Annotated in this window: 20 protein-coding genes and 2 pseudogenes; 20 read left to right on the top strand and 2 right to left on the bottom strand. The window is 66.7% G+C overall.

Features of this window, described 5'->3' with window-relative positions:
* The first annotated feature begins 4 nt into the window (after positions 1-4).
* Complete coding sequence (gene arsC / locus VIL88_RS15070) at positions 5-421, top strand: arsenate reductase (glutaredoxin) (RefSeq protein WP_331990262.1); 417 nt, start codon at positions 5-7, stop codon at positions 419-421.
* Positions 422-437: 16 nt separating this feature from the next.
* On the opposite strand, the gene VIL88_RS15065 is transcribed toward arsC, so the two are convergent.
* Both VIL88_RS15065 and VIL88_RS15060 read right to left on the bottom strand, forming a co-directional pair.
* Complete coding sequence (locus tag VIL88_RS15065; RefSeq protein ID WP_331990260.1) at positions 438-1,220, bottom strand: DUF2243 domain-containing protein; 783 nt, start codon at positions 1,218-1,220, stop codon at positions 438-440.
* A 461-nt stretch (positions 1,221-1,681) separates the two neighbouring features.
* Positions 1,682-1,927: a KTSC domain-containing protein gene (locus VIL88_RS15060; protein ID WP_331990258.1), complete on the bottom strand. Its 246-nt coding sequence runs from the start codon at positions 1,925-1,927 to the stop codon at positions 1,682-1,684.
* A gap of 97 nt (positions 1,928-2,024) precedes the next feature.
* On the opposite strand from VIL88_RS15060, the gene VIL88_RS15055 reads away from it, so the two are divergent.
* The 19 genes and pseudogenes from VIL88_RS15055 to VIL88_RS14965 all read left to right on the top strand — a co-directional run bounded on the left by VIL88_RS15055 (position 2,025) and on the right by VIL88_RS14965 (position 16,546).
* A complete protein-coding gene (locus VIL88_RS15055) occupies positions 2,025-2,435 on the top strand; it encodes a hypothetical protein (protein ID WP_331990256.1) in 411 nt (136 codons plus the stop codon).
* A 37-nt stretch (positions 2,436-2,472) separates the two neighbouring features.
* Positions 2,473-2,943 (top strand): terminase large subunit domain-containing protein, encoded by a 471-nt coding sequence (locus VIL88_RS15050; RefSeq protein ID WP_331990254.1) that lies wholly within the window; start codon positions 2,473-2,475, stop codon positions 2,941-2,943.
* Positions 2,832-3,656, top strand: coding sequence for a terminase large subunit domain-containing protein (locus VIL88_RS15045; protein ID WP_331990714.1), 825 nt, complete (start codon positions 2,832-2,834; stop codon positions 3,654-3,656). The genes VIL88_RS15050 and VIL88_RS15045 overlap by 112 nt, the downstream gene beginning before the upstream one ends.
* A gap of 43 nt (positions 3,657-3,699) precedes the next feature.
* A complete protein-coding gene (locus tag VIL88_RS15040; protein WP_331990252.1) occupies positions 3,700-4,854 on the top strand; it encodes a phage portal protein in 1,155 nt (384 codons plus the stop codon).
* A gap of 25 nt (positions 4,855-4,879) precedes the next feature.
* Entirely contained in the window at positions 4,880-5,068 is a 189-nt protein-coding gene (locus VIL88_RS15035) for a hypothetical protein (protein ID WP_331990250.1), read from the top strand.
* Positions 5,069-5,188: 120 nt separating this feature from the next.
* Positions 5,189-5,674: an HK97 family phage prohead protease gene (locus VIL88_RS15030; RefSeq protein ID WP_331990248.1), complete on the top strand. Its 486-nt coding sequence runs from the start codon at positions 5,189-5,191 to the stop codon at positions 5,672-5,674.
* A pseudogene (locus VIL88_RS15025) lies at positions 5,674-6,893 on the top strand (phage major capsid protein). Before VIL88_RS15030 ends, VIL88_RS15025 begins: the two are co-directional and overlap by 1 nt.
* Positions 6,894-7,191: 298 nt before the next feature.
* Positions 7,192-7,758, top strand: a complete 567-nt coding sequence (locus tag VIL88_RS15020; protein ID WP_331990246.1) for a head-tail connector protein — start codon at positions 7,192-7,194, stop codon at positions 7,756-7,758.
* Positions 7,755-8,096: a phage head closure protein gene (locus VIL88_RS15015; protein WP_331990244.1), complete on the top strand. Its 342-nt coding sequence runs from the start codon at positions 7,755-7,757 to the stop codon at positions 8,094-8,096. The genes VIL88_RS15020 and VIL88_RS15015 overlap by 4 nt, the downstream gene beginning before the upstream one ends.
* Before the next feature lie 4 nt (positions 8,097-8,100).
* Positions 8,101-8,472, top strand: coding sequence for a DUF3168 domain-containing protein (locus VIL88_RS15010; RefSeq protein ID WP_331990242.1), 372 nt, complete (start codon positions 8,101-8,103; stop codon positions 8,470-8,472).
* Between the two features lie 105 nt (positions 8,473-8,577).
* Positions 8,578-8,991 carry a phage major tail protein, TP901-1 family gene (locus VIL88_RS15005; protein WP_331990240.1) on the top strand — a complete coding sequence of 138 codons (414 nt, stop codon included), beginning with the start codon at positions 8,578-8,580 and terminating at the stop codon, positions 8,989-8,991.
* A 25-nt stretch (positions 8,992-9,016) separates the two neighbouring features.
* A complete protein-coding gene (locus VIL88_RS15000) occupies positions 9,017-9,331 on the top strand; it encodes a gene transfer agent family protein (RefSeq protein WP_331990238.1) in 315 nt (104 codons plus the stop codon).
* Positions 9,328-9,516, top strand: coding sequence for a rcc01693 family protein (locus VIL88_RS14995; RefSeq protein WP_331990236.1), 189 nt, complete (start codon positions 9,328-9,330; stop codon positions 9,514-9,516). Before VIL88_RS15000 ends, VIL88_RS14995 begins: the two co-directional genes overlap by 4 nt.
* Positions 9,506-10,057, top strand: coding sequence for a phage tail tape measure protein (locus tag VIL88_RS14990; RefSeq protein WP_331990234.1), 552 nt, complete (start codon positions 9,506-9,508; stop codon positions 10,055-10,057). The genes VIL88_RS14995 and VIL88_RS14990 overlap by 11 nt, the downstream gene beginning before the upstream one ends.
* A gap of 97 nt (positions 10,058-10,154) precedes the next feature.
* Positions 10,155-10,774 (top strand): annotated as a pseudogene (locus VIL88_RS14985) (phage distal tail protein, Rcc01695 family).
* The gene (locus VIL88_RS14980) at positions 10,771-11,649 is read left to right on the top strand and encodes a DUF2163 domain-containing protein (RefSeq protein ID WP_331990232.1); all 879 of its coding nucleotides are present in this window, start codon (positions 10,771-10,773) and stop codon (positions 11,647-11,649) included. Before VIL88_RS14985 ends, VIL88_RS14980 begins: the two are co-directional and overlap by 4 nt.
* Positions 11,646-12,059 carry an NlpC/P60 family protein gene (locus VIL88_RS14975; RefSeq protein WP_331990230.1) on the top strand — a complete coding sequence of 138 codons (414 nt, stop codon included), beginning with the start codon at positions 11,646-11,648 and terminating at the stop codon, positions 12,057-12,059. The genes VIL88_RS14980 and VIL88_RS14975 overlap by 4 nt, the downstream gene beginning before the upstream one ends.
* A gap of 19 nt (positions 12,060-12,078) precedes the next feature.
* Entirely contained in the window at positions 12,079-15,819 is a 3,741-nt protein-coding gene (locus VIL88_RS14970; protein WP_331990228.1) for a baseplate multidomain protein megatron, read from the top strand.
* Positions 15,800-16,546, top strand: coding sequence for a glycoside hydrolase family 108 protein (locus VIL88_RS14965; RefSeq protein WP_331990226.1), 747 nt, complete (start codon positions 15,800-15,802; stop codon positions 16,544-16,546). The genes VIL88_RS14970 and VIL88_RS14965 overlap by 20 nt, the downstream gene beginning before the upstream one ends.
* Positions 16,547-16,558: the final 12 nt, after the last annotated feature.

Raw genomic sequence — 16,558 nt, 5'->3', positions numbered from 1 at the left:
GACAATGAGCGTTGTTATCTACCACAACCCCGAATGCGGCACGTCGCGGAATGCCTTGGCGATGATCGAGGCGAGTGGGGAGCAGCCCGAGGTGATCGAATATCTCAAGACCCCGCCGTCGCGGGAGCGGCTCAAGCAGCTGATTGCAGCGGCGGGACTGACGGTGCGGCAGGCCATAAGGCAGAAGGACACGCCCTACCTGGAGCTGGGGCTCGACGATGGATCGCTGAGCGATGAGGCGCTGCTGGACGCCATGGAGGCGCATCCGATCCTGATCAACCGGCCGTTTGTCGTGGCGGAAAAGGGTGTGCGGCTGGCGCGACCGTCGGAAGTGGTGCTGGAGATTTTGCCTAATCCCCTGAGCGGTGACTTCATCAAGGAGGATGGCGAAGTGGTGCGTGGTGGTGGCACAGCCGGGTAGGCTGTCGATCGAGCGCTCAAGCCCTGGTCCAGCTGAAACAACCGAGTGGCAGCAGCGCGCTGCTGACCAGAAGGGCGCCGTGCCGATAGAGGGCTGAAGCGTCGCCTGTGGCAACGTCGATGGCCCAGAGCTGGCGCGATGGGTCGGTGCCAAGGACGCGGGCATCCACTGCGGCTATGGCGCTCAGCGCCTGCCCCTCGGAGACGCCGGGCTGGAACAGCACGACGGCCTGCCTCTGGTTGGGCGGCGGAAGAGCGGCGATCGGCGCCGCGACGAGTACCGCCATGACCAGCGCCAGGGGCGAGTTGTGTAGTGCGGCGCTGGAGCTCCGGCGATGCATGAGCCAGCCGATGACCAGCGGCAGGACCCCGAACAGGGCGAACCACAAAAGGTCCCAGAACAGGGGATTGTGGACATCCATGCGGATGCGATGGATACCGAGGATCCAGTGGGACAAGACGCTGTCGAGCACATGCCAGATGCCGAAGCCCAGGAGCGCGTCGGCGAGGAGCCACAGATCGGCTCCCGGCGCTGAGAACATACGGCGGGCGCGGAACAGCAGCCACAGGCCGACCGCGGCAACGACATACATCAACGCGTGAAACAGGCCGTCGGCGAGAATCAGCACCCGGATGTCCTGCCGGGCCTGTTCGACGCCACTGAGGAGATGATGCCACTGCAGGATCTGGTGAAGAAGGATGCCGTCGAAGAAGCCTCCCAAGGCGAAGCCGAGCGCGTAGCCGGACCAGCGCAGGGTGGCCGATCGATGAGCAGGAGGCGCTGGGTGTAAATCGTGCATGCTGATCACTGGGGTTGCTGATCAACATGGAAGGGGGAGCGATGTTCCCGGCCGTGGAGGACGGTAACAAGGGTTATCGGGCACGAGGTCGCGCCATTCGAGCATAGCTCTCATGGCCTTCTCGTTTTCGCAAGGCTCCACTGAGGCTTTCGCCGAACGCCTCTGCCATTCGGCCACAGGCCTCATGGCCTTCTCAGCTAAAATTGCGCCACTGGCGCGATTTCGCCTGCGGCCGCCGTGCCATTCGAACATAGCTCTCATAGCCTTCTCGTTTTCAAAAGGCTCCACTGGAGCCTTTTGTCGGCTTTCGCCGAACGCCTCTGCCATTCGAGCGTAGCTCTCATGGCCTTCTCGTCTCGATAGTCTCCACTGGAGACTATCGTAGGCTTCGCCTACCGACATCGAAGTTATCCCCGGGTGACGGTGGGGTGGTATAGTTCAGCTATAGTCGGAGAAGTGGGTCAGGAGGCGGTGCGGAGCGGTGGGCGGCGGGGTTTGCGACGGTCCTCTGGCTCGACCCTCCGGCACTCGAAGCGCCCCTTGATCGACTCGTTGAAGAAGCGGCCGCGGGACTCCGCGTCGCGCAGCCCTTCATAGATGAAGTCGGGCACGCCGAAATATTTGTAGCGACGGCCATCGGGCCAGAACCAGATCGAGAGCTCCTCGTCGGCGGGCTTGTAGTGGATGTTGCGGATTGCGGCGGACATCGGGTCTCTCCCGGTTGGACTCCGCAAAGACGAATCCGGCCCGATTCCACCAGGTTCCGCCAGCGCATCGCGGGGCGATTCACAAGTGAGTCATTGCATGACGGAAGACACGGTCGACTGGGCCGCGGTGCAGGCTGCCTATGAAGCGGGTGAGATGCCGCGAAAGGAGATCTGGGAAACCTTCAAGGTGACGGCGGCCAAGATCCGCTACCGGCGGCAGAGCGAACACTGGGCCATGCCTACAAAGCGCCGGGTGGCGCGGGGCACACTGATCACCGCCATGATGCGGGTGTTGGCCAAGCAGATCGAGACACTGGAGAAACAGATGCCAGAGCAGATCGACAGGGAGGCCACCCTGCTCGGAACTATGGCCAAGACACTGGAGAAGCTGATTCAGCTCGAGAAAAGCGAGGCGGGCCAGCGTCCGGTGCAAAAGGACCTGTCGGCGCTGCGCCTCAAGGTTGCCAAGCGGCTCGAACAACTGAGCCAGCGCAATAAACTGGGGTAGGGTCGCCTGGCTCAACAACAATGAAATCGAGGCACTGATGTTCGATTGGCCCTTTTGGGCCCGCGACGAGCAATTGCCGCCGGACGGCGACTGGACGACCTGGCTGCTGATGGGTGGTCGCGGCTCGGGCAAGACTCGGGCCGGGGCCGAATGGATCAGGAGCCTTGCCGCGGCGGGCGTGACCCCCATTGCCATTGTGGGGCAGACCATCGCCGACGCCACGGCGGTGATGGTGAAGGGCGAAAGCGGGATCATGGCGGTGCATCCACCTGGGGAGCGGCCTTTGCTGCGCGAGCAGACGCTCCGCTGGCGCAACGGCGTCGAGGCCACCATTCTTTCCGCTCCGAGCCTGATCGCTTTCGGGGGCCGCAGTTTGCGGCAGCCTGGTGCGATGAAATCTGCAAGTGGCCCAATGCCGAGGCGGCGTGGGACATGCTCCAGTTCGGCCTGCGCCTCGGGAGCCGGCCTCGACAATTGGCAACGACCACGCCGCGTCCGACCAGACTGATCAAGCGGCTGCTGGCCGACAAGGAGGCGATCGTGACGCGGATGACCACGCGCCACAACCACGCCTTTCTGGCACCGAGTTTTCTCGAGGCCGTGGTGGCGCGCTATCGCGGTTCGGTGCTGGGGCGGCAGGAACTCGATGGCGAGTTGATCGAGGATCTGCCGGGGGCGCTCTGGCAGCGTGGCATGTTCCGGCGCTTCGAAGGCGGAAACGTCGGGCGCATCCTCGTGGCGGTGGATCCGCCGGTGACGGGCACGGCACGTTCGGACGCCTGCGGCATCGTCGTTGCGGGGCGGGTGGGCGAGGGAGCGGTGGTGCTGGAGGATTGTACGCTCAGGCCGGCCGCACCCCTCCAGTGGGCGCGGCGGGCTGTGGCCGCCTACAAGGCGCATGCGGCCGACGCGATTGTGGTGGAGGTGAACCAAGGTGGGGACCTGGTGCGGCAGGTTTTGGCGCAGGTGGACGCAACCGTACCGGTGCGCCAGTTGCGGGCCGATCGTGGCAAGTGGCTGCGGGCGGAGCCGGTGGCGGCGCTTTATGGGCGTGGGCTGGTGCAGCATGCCGATGGGCTGACGGCGCTCGAGGACGAAATGTGCGCATTCGGCGCCGACGGCAGGAGCGAGGGGCACTCGCCAGACCGCGTCGATGCGCTGGTCTGGGCGCTGACCGAACTGCTGCTCAATGACAATCGCCCGCGCATCCGGGGGCTGTGAGGGCGAGCCTGCGGGAGCGGGCTTTGGCCAGAGGATCAAGAACATGTCGAACTGGATCGGCCGCCTTTGGGGCGGCAGCGCTGCCGTGGCGGCGGAGCAAAAATCGTTTCCCGGGCACACAATGCTTAGCCTCAGCCAACTGGGGGCGGCGAGCTGGAGCCATCGCGGTTTTGCCAGCCTCGTCACCCAGGGCTATGCGCGCAATCCGGTGGTTTATCGCTGCGTGCGGCTGATCGCCGAAACGGCCAACCGGGTGCCGCTGGTGGTGAGCGAGGGCGGACAGCGGGTGGATGAGCATCCGCTTGGGGCGCTGTTGGCGCGACCCAATGGGCGGCAGTCAGGTGGCGAGCTGCTGGAAGCGGTGTTTGCCTATCTCCAAACGGCGGGCAATGCCTACCTGCAGGCGGGCGTCGTGGAGGGCGAGGTCAAGGCGCTGTTCTCCCTGCGGCCCGACCGGATGAAGGTGGTGGCGGGCAGTGATGGCTGGCCGGTCGGCTATGACTACACGGCAGGCGGGCGAACGGTGCGGCTGCGCCAGGATGGCGAGCCGCTACCGCAGGTTCTGCACCTTGCGCTGTTCCATCCCCTCGACGACCATTACGGCATGGCGCCGCTCGAGGCGGCGCAGACCAGCATGGACATCCACAATGCCGCCTCGGCCTGGAACAAGGCGCTGCTCGACAATGCGGCGCGGCCCAGCGGCGCGCTGGTCTATTCGGCCGGCGGGCAGTCGCTGACCGAGGACCAGTTCAGCCGGCTCAAGAGCGAGCTCGAGGAGAACTTTTCCGGCTCGGCCAATGCCGGGCGGCCGATGCTGCTGGAAGGCGGGCTCGACTGGAAGGCGCTGTCGCTGTCCCCGCGGGACATGGATTTCATCGAGACGCGGCACGCGGCGGCGCGCGACATCGCCCTGGCCTTCGGCGTGCCACCCATGCTGCTCGGCATCCCCGGCGACAATACCTATGCCAACCTCGCTGAAGCCAACCGCGCCCTCTGGCGGCAGACGCTGATCCCGCTGGTGGTGCGGGTGGCGGAGGAACTGAGCAACTGGCTCTCGCCGGCCTTTGGCGGAGCGACGATCCAGCCGGATTTCGACGGCGTCGAAGCCCTGGCCGAGGACCGCGCGGCGCTCTGGGCGCGCGTGGGTGCGGCGGAGTTCCTGAGCGACGCCGAGAAGCGGGCGATGCTGGGGGTTTAAGCCGCGAACATCATGGAGGCTGAAGATGGACGAACTCACCAAATCCGTCGTGGAGCGCGGGGACCTGGCGCATCTGGCGCTGTTTCTTTGGGCATCGGGGGCCAGTGGGTTGCTGGTGTGGAGCCTGCGCGAAATGGCCAAGGTGAATCAGCACTTCAACGACTTCGTGCAGGAGATTGCCACTCTGAATCGGCTGTTTCGAAAGGATGACTAAGGCCATGACGAACAAGACAAATCGCGTGGAGGCGCAGCAGACGTTCCGGCAATTTGCCTGGAATCTGGCCGGCACGCTGAGCAAGGCCAAGCCGGCGCAGCCAAGGCCGGCGAAGCGCTGATGGCCGCTATTGCCATCGACGCTGAGGGACGGTTCAGCGGCTATGCCAGTGTGTTCGGCAGGGTCGATGCCGGCGGCGATATCGTCATGCCGGGCGCGTTCAAGCGCAGCCTCGCCCGGCGCGGCAAGGCGATCCGGCTGCTGTTCCAGCACGATCCCAAGGAGCCGGTCGGTGTCTGGGACAGCATCAGCGAGGACGGCCATGGGCTGGCCGTCAGCGGCCGTCTGATTGGCGGCGTTCCCCGGGCCGAGGCGCTGCAGCGGCTGATCGGGCAGGGGGCGCTGGATGGGCTCTCCATCGGCTTCCGCACGGTGCGGGCGACGCGCGAGGGCGCCTACCGCAAACTCTGGCAGGTGGACCTGTTCGAGATTTCCATCGTGACCTTTCCCATGATGGAGGACGCGCGCATCGCGCCCTCCATTTCTCCGGGTGCCGCCATCCAGGCCGCTACCCGCACCATCCGCAACCAGAAAGAACATCCTTAATGGACTTGACCAGTGACGGCCTTGAAACCAAGGCCGGCGCAGGGAGCGACATTGCCGCGCTCTTTGCCGAATTTTCCACCGCCTTCGAGGAGTTCAAACGCACAAATGACCAGCGCCTGAGCGAGATCGAAAAGCGCGGCAGCGCCGACGGTCTGCTGGAAGGCAAGCTGGACCGGCTCAACGCCGTGCTCGACGGGCAGAAGGCGGCGATGGACCGGGCCGTGGCCGATCGTGCCCGCCCGCAGCTGGAGGGCAAGGCGGCGCTGCCCAATGGCGAGTACAAGGAGGCTTTCGCCTCCTATGTGAAGCGCGGCGAGGAAAAGGCGCTTTCGATCGGCGTCAATGCCGATGGCGGCTATGTCGTGCCGGCGGAGACGGAGACCGAGATCACCCGGCTGATGACGGCGGTGTCGCCGATCCGCGCCATTGCCGGCGTTCGGCAGGTGTCGAGCGCCGTCTACAAGCGGCCCATTTCGGTGACGGGCCCGGCAACCGGTTGGGTCGGAGAAACCGCGGCGCGCCCGACTACGGACAGCCAGACGTTAGCGGAGCTGAGCTACCCCACCATGGAGCTCTACGCCATGCCGGCGGCGACCTCGGCATTCCTCGACGATGCGGCGGTGGACGTGGGGCAGTGGATCGCCGAGGAGGTCAATGCGGCCTTTGCCGCGCAGGAAACCACCGCCTTTGTGACCGGCAACGGCGTCAACAAGCCGACCGGCTTCCTGGCGCCCACAACGGTTGCCGAAAGCAGCTGGAGCTGGGGTAACCTCGGCTATGTGGCAACCGGTGCCGCCGGTGCCCTTCCGGCGAGCCATGCCAGTGATGTCCTGATCGACCTGGTCTATGCGCTGAGGCCGGTTACCGGCAGAATGCCAGCTGGGTGATGAACCGCAAGGTGCAGGGTTCGCTGCGCAAGCTCAAGGATGCGGACGGCAACTACCTCTGGCAACCGGCAGCAGCGGCGGACGGACGGGCGCGCTTCATGGGCTTCGACCTGGTCGAGGCCGAGGACATGCCCAATATCGCGGCCAACTCGCTGTCGATCGCCTTCGGTGACTTCCGCCGCGGGTATCTGATCGTGGACCGGCAGGGCGTGAGCGTCTTGCGCGACCCGTTCTCGAGCAAGCCTTATGTGCTGTTCTATACGACCAAGCGCGTGGGCGGCGGGATTGCCGACTATGACGCGATCAAGTTCCTGAAGTTCGCGGCGAGCTAGGACTGCACCCCTTCTCCCCATCGGGGAGAAGGTGGCGCGTAGCGCCGGATGAGGGGTGGTCGGGCGGCGCACAACGCTCTGCAATCCCGACCACCCCCTCACCCGTCTCGCGCTTCGCGCGATCCACCCTCTCCCCAATGGGGAGAGGGAAGGGGCGCGGTGCCCTCCCAAAGAGCACTCCGCACTTCAAAGGCTCGAAGCAATGGGGTGATGCAGAACCCTCACCCTTGATCCCTCCCCGCAAGGGGGAGGGAGACGACTGCAAACGCGGTTCTTCACGAAAATCAAAGGCAAACAGATGATATCCTATCTTCTTGCGGGACCCCCGGAAGAGCCGGTTTCGCTTGCCGAGGCCAAGGCGTTTCTTAGGGTCGACGATGGGGCCGAGGACGCACTGATCACGACGCTGATCGGGGCGGCGCGGCTGCATGTCGAGGGTGTGACGGGGCGGGCGCTGCTGGCGCAGAGCTGGCGGGTGGTGCTCGACCAGTGGCCGGCTGACCGCCAGGTGCGGTTGCCGGTGACGCCGTTCATGGCGGTGACCGGGATCACTGCTTATGACGCTGCCGGAGGAGCGCACGAGCTTCCGCTGGCGCAGTTCCTGAGCGAACCAGATCGGCTGCTGCTGCCCTCCGCCGTCGCCGGGATGCCGGTGCTGCGCGAGCGGCAGGGCATCGAAATCGACTATGTAGCGGGCTTTGGCACCGAGCCCGACGAGGCGCCTACGGATATCCGCCAGTCACTGCTGGCGCTGGTGGCCTATTGGTTCGAACACCGCGATGCGGTGATCGTGGCCGGGTCGGGCGCGGTGGTGCCGAGCGGGTTCGATCGCCTGGTGGCCGGCTACAAGCGAGTGCGGCTATGAGCGAGCTCGTGCCGCCGCTGGGCACGCTGACCGATCGGGTGCACCTGAAGCGCCGCGAAACAGCTGCGGACGATGGCGGTGGGCACCTGGTACTGTTTGTGCCGGTTGCGCATCTGTGGGCGCGGGTGCGGTCGCTAGCGGGACGCATGGGTGCCACGAGCGATGGCCGGGCGGTGGCGATCTCCCATTCGGTGGTGCTGCGGTTCCGGACAGACGTCAAACCCGGTGATCGCATCATCTATCGCGGGCGCCAGCTCGATGTCGTGACGGCGGCCGATCTCAATGGCAGGCGAGCCTATCTCAGCTGCGCCTGCACCGAAACCACGATCACGGGCTGAGCCGATGCATCCCATCATCGAAGTGCAGGCGCAGCTGGTGGCGGCGTTGCGGGGTGACGCGGCGCTGGCGGCGATCATTGCCGGCGCGGTGTTCGATGCACCGCCGCGGAGCGCTGCACCACCCTATGTGGTGATCCGGCGGCACGACGTGGTGCAGCGTGATGGCGATCTGGCACCGGTGCAGGAGCATCGGCTTCTGCTGCAGTGCTGGGCGGACCAGCCAAGCCGCAGGCGCGCCGTGGAGATGGCAGAGCGGGTGGTTGCGGTGGCGCTCCTGCTACCGGTGGCGCATGCCGAGCATGTGCGCACCGAAACAAGCATCGACGAGACTGGCCTGGCGCGTGCATCGGTGACGCTGCGGCTGCTGACCGGTTAGGGGCTAGGGCGGCTCGGGTATTCGCCACGGCCCCCCACCCTCGATCCCTCCCCGCAAGGGGGAGGGAGTCGACTTGATATTCAGTGATTTTGTGAGGCAAGGACCATGGCCGCTCAGAGCGGGAAGAACATGCTGCTCAAGCTCGACCAGACGGGGTCGGGGAGCTTTCTGACGGTGGCGGGGCTGCGGACGCGGCAACTAGCCTTCAATGCGGCGACGGTGGACACGACCGACCAGGAAAGCGCCGGGCGCTGGCGCGAGCTGCTGGCCGGCGGCGGGGTAAAGCGGGCCTCGGTAACGGGAGCAGGGGTGTTCAAGGACACGGCGTCGGACGCCGAGGTGCGGTCGCTGTTTTTCGGCGGCACGATCCGACACTGGCAGTTGATCCTGCCCGATTTCGGCACGGTGCAGGGACCGTTCCAGATCGTGGCGCTGGAGTTTGCCGCCGATCACGCGGGTGAAGTCACCTTCGACCTGGCGCTCGAAAGCGCCGGCGAAGTGACCTTCTCGGCGCTCTAGTTCAGGATCAGGAAAGGACACGCGAATGGCGATTGCGCAGCGCGGGGAGATCGATGCCGTCATCGGCGGCGAGGTGCGGACACTGTGCTTGACACTGGGGGCGCTGGCCGAACTGGAGGCGCGGCTGCAGGCAGGTGACCTGGTGGGCCTGGCAGAGCGGTTTGCGAGCGGACGGATTTCGGCGCGGGACCTGACCGCGATCCTCGGCGCGGGCCTGCGCGGCGGCGGCAATGATGTTTCCGACGATGACCTGGCGCGGTTCTCGATCGAAGGGGGCCTCAGGGGCGCCGGCGACATCGCGGCGCGGCTGCTGCGCGCGACCTTCGGTGACGCGGCATGACGCCCTTTCCGTGGGAGGCGGCAATGCGCTTCGGGCTGGGCGTGCTGCGCCTTGCGCCAGATGCCTTCTGGCGCATGACGCCGCGCGAACTGAGCGCCGCCTGGAGCGCGCTGCCCGGCACGAGCGGAGCTCTGCCGCGAGACGTAATGAAACAGTTGATGGAGCGCTTCCCAGATGAGCGATGAGCTTTTTCCCCAGCAGTGGGGGCGTGACCTCGAGGATGTGTCGCTGGAGATCGAGCGCATCGGCGACCTGGCGGACGGTGTCGCCCGCTCCATCTCGGCCGCGTTTCGCGGCGCGCTGACGGACGGCAAGTCGTTCAAGTCGGTGCTGGGCGACATTGCCCGCTCGTTCGGCGACATCGCGCTCAAGGCAGCGATCCGGCCGCTGGGCGATCTGGTGGGTGGCCTTGTCGGCAATGTCCTTGCCGGCACCAATCCCGCGCTTGGACAGGTGACACCCTTTGCCAAGGGCGGGGTCATCGCCGCGCCGAGCTATTTTCCGCTCGGGCGCGGTTTTGGGCTTGCGGGGGAGGCGGGAGCGGAGGCGATCATGCCGCTGGCGCGCGGGCCGGATGGGCGGCTGGGCGTCGCCGCGGGCGGTGGGGGCACGGTGAACGTGACGTTCCACGTTACCGCGACCGATGCGCGAAGCTTTGCCACGAGCGAAGCGGAGATCAGCGCTATGCTGCTGCGGGCGGTGAAGCGTGGCACGCGGGGTAGCTAAGGCTTCTTCATCAGAGCATTTGCAAACTCGATCGTCACCCTAGGGCTTAGCCCGAGAGTGGCGGTATGTGCTTGTCAACCAACATCGAGTACCAATCATGGCCTTTCATGCCGTTCGTTTCCCGCTCGACGTTGCACTGGGCGCGCGGGGTGGGCCGGAGCGCAAGACCGATGTGGTGACGCTGGCGAGCGGGCGCGAACAGCGCAATGGCCGCTGGCAGCATTCGCGGCGGCGCTTCAATGCCGGCTATGGGGTCAAGTCGCGGAGCGACATGGCGGCCGTCCTGCCTTTTTCGAGGAGCGGCGCGGGCGGCTCCATGGCTTTCTGTGGCGGGACGGGCTGGATTATTCGAGCGGCGGACCCGAGCCGCAGCCGCTCGACCAGTCGATCGGGACCGGGGACGGCGCGACCAGGACGTTTCAGTTGACCAAGACCTATGGCGCTGGTTTCGATCCCTATGTCCGGCCGATCACCCGGCCAGTGGCGGGCAGCGTCAGGGTAGCCGTCGGCGGGGTGGAACAGCTGGGTGGCTGGACGGTGGACACGGTTACCGGCGTCATCGGCTTTACGGAAGCCCCGCCGCTCGGGGCCGCTGTAGCTGCCGGCTTCCTGTTCGACGTGCCGGTGCGCTTCGACACCGATCGGCTCGATGTGGAGCTCAGCAGCTTCGACGGGGCTGAAGTGCCCAATATTCCGCTGGTGGAGATCCTGCCGTGAGGACGCTGCCGATTGGACTTGCGGCGCACCTGGCGCAGAGCGAGACGACGCTGGCGACCTGCTGGCGGCTGACGCGGCAGGATGGGGTAGTGCTGGGCTTTACCGACCACGACTGCCCGCTGGTTTTCGGTGACACCACCTTCTCGCCGGTCTCGGGCTGGGATGGCAGCGAAGTGCCCGGCAAGCTCGGCATGCAGGTGGAAACCAGCGAGGTGCTGGGTGTGCTCAGCGCCGAAGCGATCACCGAGGACGATATTCTCCTGGGACGCTATGACGGCGCCGGGGTCGAGACCTGGCGCGTCAACTGGGCCGAAGTGAGCCAGCGCCTGCTGCTGCGGCGCGACACGATCGGTGAGATCGTGCGCGAGGATGGCGTGTTCCGGGCCGAGTTGCGGTCCGGGCAGCAGGCGCTCAATGTCACCCATGGCCGCATCTACCAGGCCTTGTGCGACGCGACGGTGGGCGACGGGCGCTGTGGCGTCGATCTGTCGGTGGCTGAGCGGTCCGCGGGCGCCACGGTGGTCGCGGTGCTGGACCGCCACCGGGTGCGAGTGACGGGGCTCGAGGCCTTTGCCGAGGGCTGGTTCGGCTTCGGCAGCGGCCTCTGGACGGTGGGACGCCGGGACGGCTTGCGCGACGCAGTGCTGACGCACGAGAGCGACGTGTTGAGCTTTGCCGCGCCGGTCGGGACCTGGGTGGCGGAAGGGGATGCGCTGACGGTAACGGCGGGATGTGACCGGCGCTTCGCTACGTGCCGCGCTAAGTTCGCCAACGCGGCCAACTTCCGCGGCTTCCCGCATATTCCGGGGAGCGACTTCGTCCTGCGCCACCCGCGCCACGGCGACGCGCTGGACGGACGGGCGGTAGTGCCGTGAGCGAGCGGGTGGTTGAAGAGGCACGCCGGTTTCTCGGAACGCCGTATCGCCATCAGGCGTCCGCTATAGGCGCAGGTTGCGATTGCCTGGGGCTGTTGCGCGGCGTGTGGCGCGCGATCTACGGCGCCGAACCCATGCCGCTTCCGCCTTATCGGGCCGATATTCGTGACCCGGACCATGTGGGCGCGCTCCGCGAGGCGGCGGAGCGCATTCTCCGGCCCGAGGACGGCGCCTGGGAGGCGGGGCAGGTGGTGCTGTTCCGCTTTGCCGGCATGGCCGAGCCGCGCCATTGCGGCATTACCGTGAGCCCGAGCCGCTTCATCCACGCCCAGGAGCGGCTCGGCGTGGTGGAGGCGAACCTTACCGAACCCTGGGCGCGGCGCGTGCACGGGCGCTTCCGGTTCCCGTAAGACGAACGAGGAAAAAAGAATGGCGACATTGGCATTGTCGGTCGCCGGGCAGTTCGTCGGCGGACTGGTCGGCGGCCCATTCGGCGCGACGGTTGGCCGGGCATTGGGGGCGCTGGCGGGCAGCGCCGTAGACGGATTGCTGTTCGGTGAACAGCGGGCACCTGCCGCGGCGCCGGACATCCGCCTGCAGGGATCGAGCGAGGGCGGGGCGGTGCCGCGCCTTTATGGCTGGAGCCGGCTCAGCGGCAACATCATCTGGGCGCGCGAGCTGGAACTGCTGGGCGCCGAAAATGTTGGCGCCAAGGGCATGAGCGAACCGGGAGAGGAGGTTGTCGGCGCAAGCTTTGCCGTTGCCTTCTGCGAGGGGGAGGTCAGCCATCTGGGGCGCATCTGGGCCGATGGCCAGTTGCTCGACACCAAGGGCCTGACGCTGCGCTTCTATCGCGGCACCCAAGACCAGCTGCCGGATGGGCTGATCGAAGCGACGCAGGGTGAGGCGCCCGCCTATCGCGGTCTCTGCTACCTGGTGGTGGAGCAATTGCCGCTCAACCGCTTCGGCAACCGCATTCCCCATTTGAGCGCCGAGCTCTGCCGCGTCGTGGGCGACCTGGAGCCCGACATCCGGGCGGTGACGATGATCCCGGGCGCCACCGAATTCGGCTACGATCCGGTGCCACGCCTGCGGCTGCTCGCGCCGGGCGAGACGGCGGGCGAAAACACCCATGTCTCGGCCCATGTCAGCGACTGGACCTATTCGGTCGACGAACTGACCGCGCTTTGCCCCAAGCTTGAACATGTGGCGCTGGTGATCGCCTGGTTCGGCGATGATCTCCGCTGCGGACATTGTGAGATTAGCCCGCGTGTCGAGGCGGCGGCGCGGGAGGTGGCTGGCACGGAGTGGCGGGTGGCTGGCCTTGGCCGCAGCGATGTGCCGGTCGTGTCGCAGCACGAGGGGAGCCCCGCCTATGGCGGAACGCCTTCGGATGGCTCGGTGCTGGCGGCGATTGCGGACCTCAAGGCGCGCGGGCTCAAGGTCACGCTTTATCCGATGGTGATGATGGATGTGCCCGCTGGCAATGCCTTGCCCGACCCATATGGCGGTGAGCGACAGGCGCCCTATCCTTGGCGCGGACGGATCACCTGTCACCCCGCGCCGGGGCAGCTGGGCTCGCCCGACCAGAGCGCTGCGGCGGCAATGGAGGTCGAACAGTTTGCCACGCGCTACCGGCAGATGGTGCTCCACTATGCCGGGCTGGCCCAGGAGGCCGGTGGCGTGGACATGCTGGTGATTGGCTCCGAAATGGTAGGGCTGACCACCGTGCGCGGCGCCGGCAACAGCTTTCCCTTCGTGGCGGCGCTCGTTGAACTGGCGGCAGAGGTGCGGTCGGTCGTGGGGGCGGGCACGAAGCTCATCTATGCCGCGGACTGGACGGAGTATTCCGGCTACCAACAGGAAAGCGAGAAGTTCTTCCACCTCGACCCGCTTTGGGCCTCGCCCGCCATCGATGCGGTGGGTATCGACAACTACATGCCGCTGGCCGACTGGCGCGAGGGTGATGGTCATGCCGATGCCGGAACATCGGCCGCGGGCTACGACCTCGACTACCTGATGGGCAATATCGCGGGCGGCGAGGGTCACGACTGGTTCTATGCCTCCCCGGCTGATCGCCTGGCGCAACAGCGCACGCCCATCACCGACGGCGCGCATGGCGAGCCGTGGATCTGGCGCTTTAAGGACCTTCGAAACTGGTGGAGCCATGCGCACCACGACCGGCCGGGCGGGGTGCGGCAGGCGGAGCCGACGGCCTGGATACCCGGCTCCAAGCCGATCTTCTTTACCGAGCTGGGCTGTGGCGCGGTCGACAAAGGGGCCAACCAGCCCAACATCTTCGGTGACCAAAAGAGCGCGGAAGGCGGGCGGCCGTATTTCTCGCGTGGCACGCCCGACCCGCTGATCCAGCGCCAGGTGCTGCGGGCGCATCAGCGCTTCTGGCGCGACCCTGCCAACAATCCGCCCGGCATGGTGGACGTGAGCCACATCTATCACTGGACGTGGGACGCCCGGCCCTATCCGGCGTTTCCGGCGCAGACGGATGTCTGGGCGGATGGCGTCAACCACCGCCGAGGCCATTGGCTGACCGGACGGCTGGGTGCCGTCTCGAGCGGCGAGCTGGCGGAACGGGTGGCGGCCGACCATGGCGTTACGCTTCGGGCAGAACCGGCGCAGCCCTTCGTGACGGGCTATGTGCTCTCCGGCCCGACAACGGCGCGGGAGGCGCTGGAGCCGTTGCTACAGGCGACAGCGTTGCGCCTGCGCAGCCGCAGCGACGGGCTCCAACTGGCCGCGCCGGGGCGACAGGCCGACATGGTCATTGACGCCGACATGCTGGTGCGCGGCGATGAGCCGGTGCTGACGCAGCGGCGCGGTGACCCGGCGGAGGCGCCCGGCAGACTGGCGCTGACCTATCAGGATCGGGAGCGGGACTACCTCAACGCTGCAGCAACGGCCATGATGGCTGGGGATGGGCCCCTGGTCGCCGAGAGCACGGCGCTGACGATGGATGGTGCGGCGGCGCGCCAGGCGGCGGAGCGCATGCTGGACCAGCGGGTGGCAAGCCGCCAGACAGTCGACCTGGCACTCCCGTCTTCCGCCCTTGCCCTGGAGCCGGGGGACGTTGTCCGGGTGGCAGGCGCGGCGGGAGGGCCGTTCGAAGTTACCCAGATCAGGGACGGGTTGGCACGGCGCGTGACCGGACAAACGGTGCCGGCGGCGCTTGCTGTGTCCGCGAATGTCGACCGCCCGTTCCAGGCGAGTGCACCAATCGTTGCGCGGGCCGTTCCCCTCGTGATTGTCGCGCATTTGTCTGGGCTGCCGGCCGATCCCGCGCGATCGCGTCTGGTGATCGGCGCCTATGCAAAGCCCTGGCCTGGCGTGGTCGATATCGCCGATGACGAGACCGGCGCCAGGCTGACGCAGCTGACGCGGACGGCCTCGCTCGGCACCCTGCTGGCGCCGCTCCGTCCGGGACCGACGGCTGTTTGGGATTTGGCGAACACGATCGAGCTGGAACTGCGGTCCGGCCACCTGTCATCGGCGGCGCCGGGTGCGGTGCTGGCCGGCGTCAATCGCCTGGCGGTGGAGAATGACGCCGGCGAGTGGGAGGTGGTGGCCTTCGCCGAAGCCGAACTGGTTGCCTCAGGACGCTATCGGCTAAGCCGGTTGCTGCGCGGCGTGGACGGCACCGCTCCAACGATGGCTCTGGCCTCGGCAACCCGACGGGTCATGGTGCTCGACGGACGCACCGTCACTTTGCCGGTAGAGCCGCAATGGCTTGTTGAGGCAAGGCGCCTGCGGATCTATGGCGGTCCGGCAGACACCGATGGCACGGGCTTGACCCTGGTGCCGGGTTCCGCGCCAGCCCTGCCGCTGCCGCCGGTGCACCTGCGGGCCCGAAGTGTTGGCAGCGAGATTGTTTTTGCCTGGACGCGCTGCAGCCGCAGCGATGCCGACGGGTGGGGCGTCGCCGCGCCGCCGCTGGACTACCAGCCCGAGCGCTACGAGATCGCGATCCTGAATGGCGGGATGCAGGTGCGGTGGCTGCAGACCGACGGCCCAGAGGTTGTCTATGGCGCCGGCGAGCAGGTGGCCGACTTCGGCGCGTCACCAACCAGCTTCGTCTATTCGGTCGCCCAGCTCAGCGCAAGGCTGGGCTCGGGACATACCGCCTGGGGAGAATTTCATGGTCAAAAGCCGCTTTGACATCTGCCTCAACCTGGTGCTGCGGCACGAAGGTGGCTTTTCCGACCATCCGGCCGATCCCGGCGGCGCCACCAATATGGGTATCACCCGCAAGACCCTGGCGGCGTGGCGCGGGATCTCGCCCTGGTGGACGCTGTCCAAGACCGAGGTCCAATCCCTTACGCGGGCCGAAGCGGCCCGCATCTACCGTGACCGGTTCTGGGAGCGATGCCGAGCCGGGCAAATGCCGGCTGGTCTTGACCTCGCCGTCTTTGACTATGCGGTCCATTCTGGGCCCGATCGCGCCATTCGCGCCCTGCAAAAGCAGCTGGGCGTGACGGTGGATGGCCAGGCGGGGCCAGTGACCCTCGCGGCAATTGCTCAGAAACCGGTCCCCGATCTCGTCGTGGCGCTCTGCAGCGAACGCCAGCGCTTTCTGAGCCAGCTGCCGGCCTTCGCCACCTTTGGCAAAGGCTGGACCAGCCGGGTCAATGCCGTACGGAACGCGGCCCTCGCCGCCGCCGCAACCAACTCACCCAACATCAAGCAAGGAACATCGATCATGGATCTTCTGAATGGCTACAAGACCTATTTCGTGGCAGTCGTGATGCTGCTGGCCGGACTGGCGCAACTGCTGGGTATTGACCTGCCCGCGCTCGACGGCAACGCGGCTGGGCACCTGATCATGGAGGCATTGGCCGTGCTGTTTCTGCGCAAGGGGCTGAAGACGGGAGGCGCTGGGGTCTGACCGATGTCGTCC

It is taken from the genome of Devosia sp. (assembly GCF_036563435.1).
GTDB lineage: Bacteria > Pseudomonadota > Alphaproteobacteria > Rhizobiales > Devosiaceae > Devosia.
This window is presented reverse-complemented; position numbering and strand designations above follow the sequence as displayed.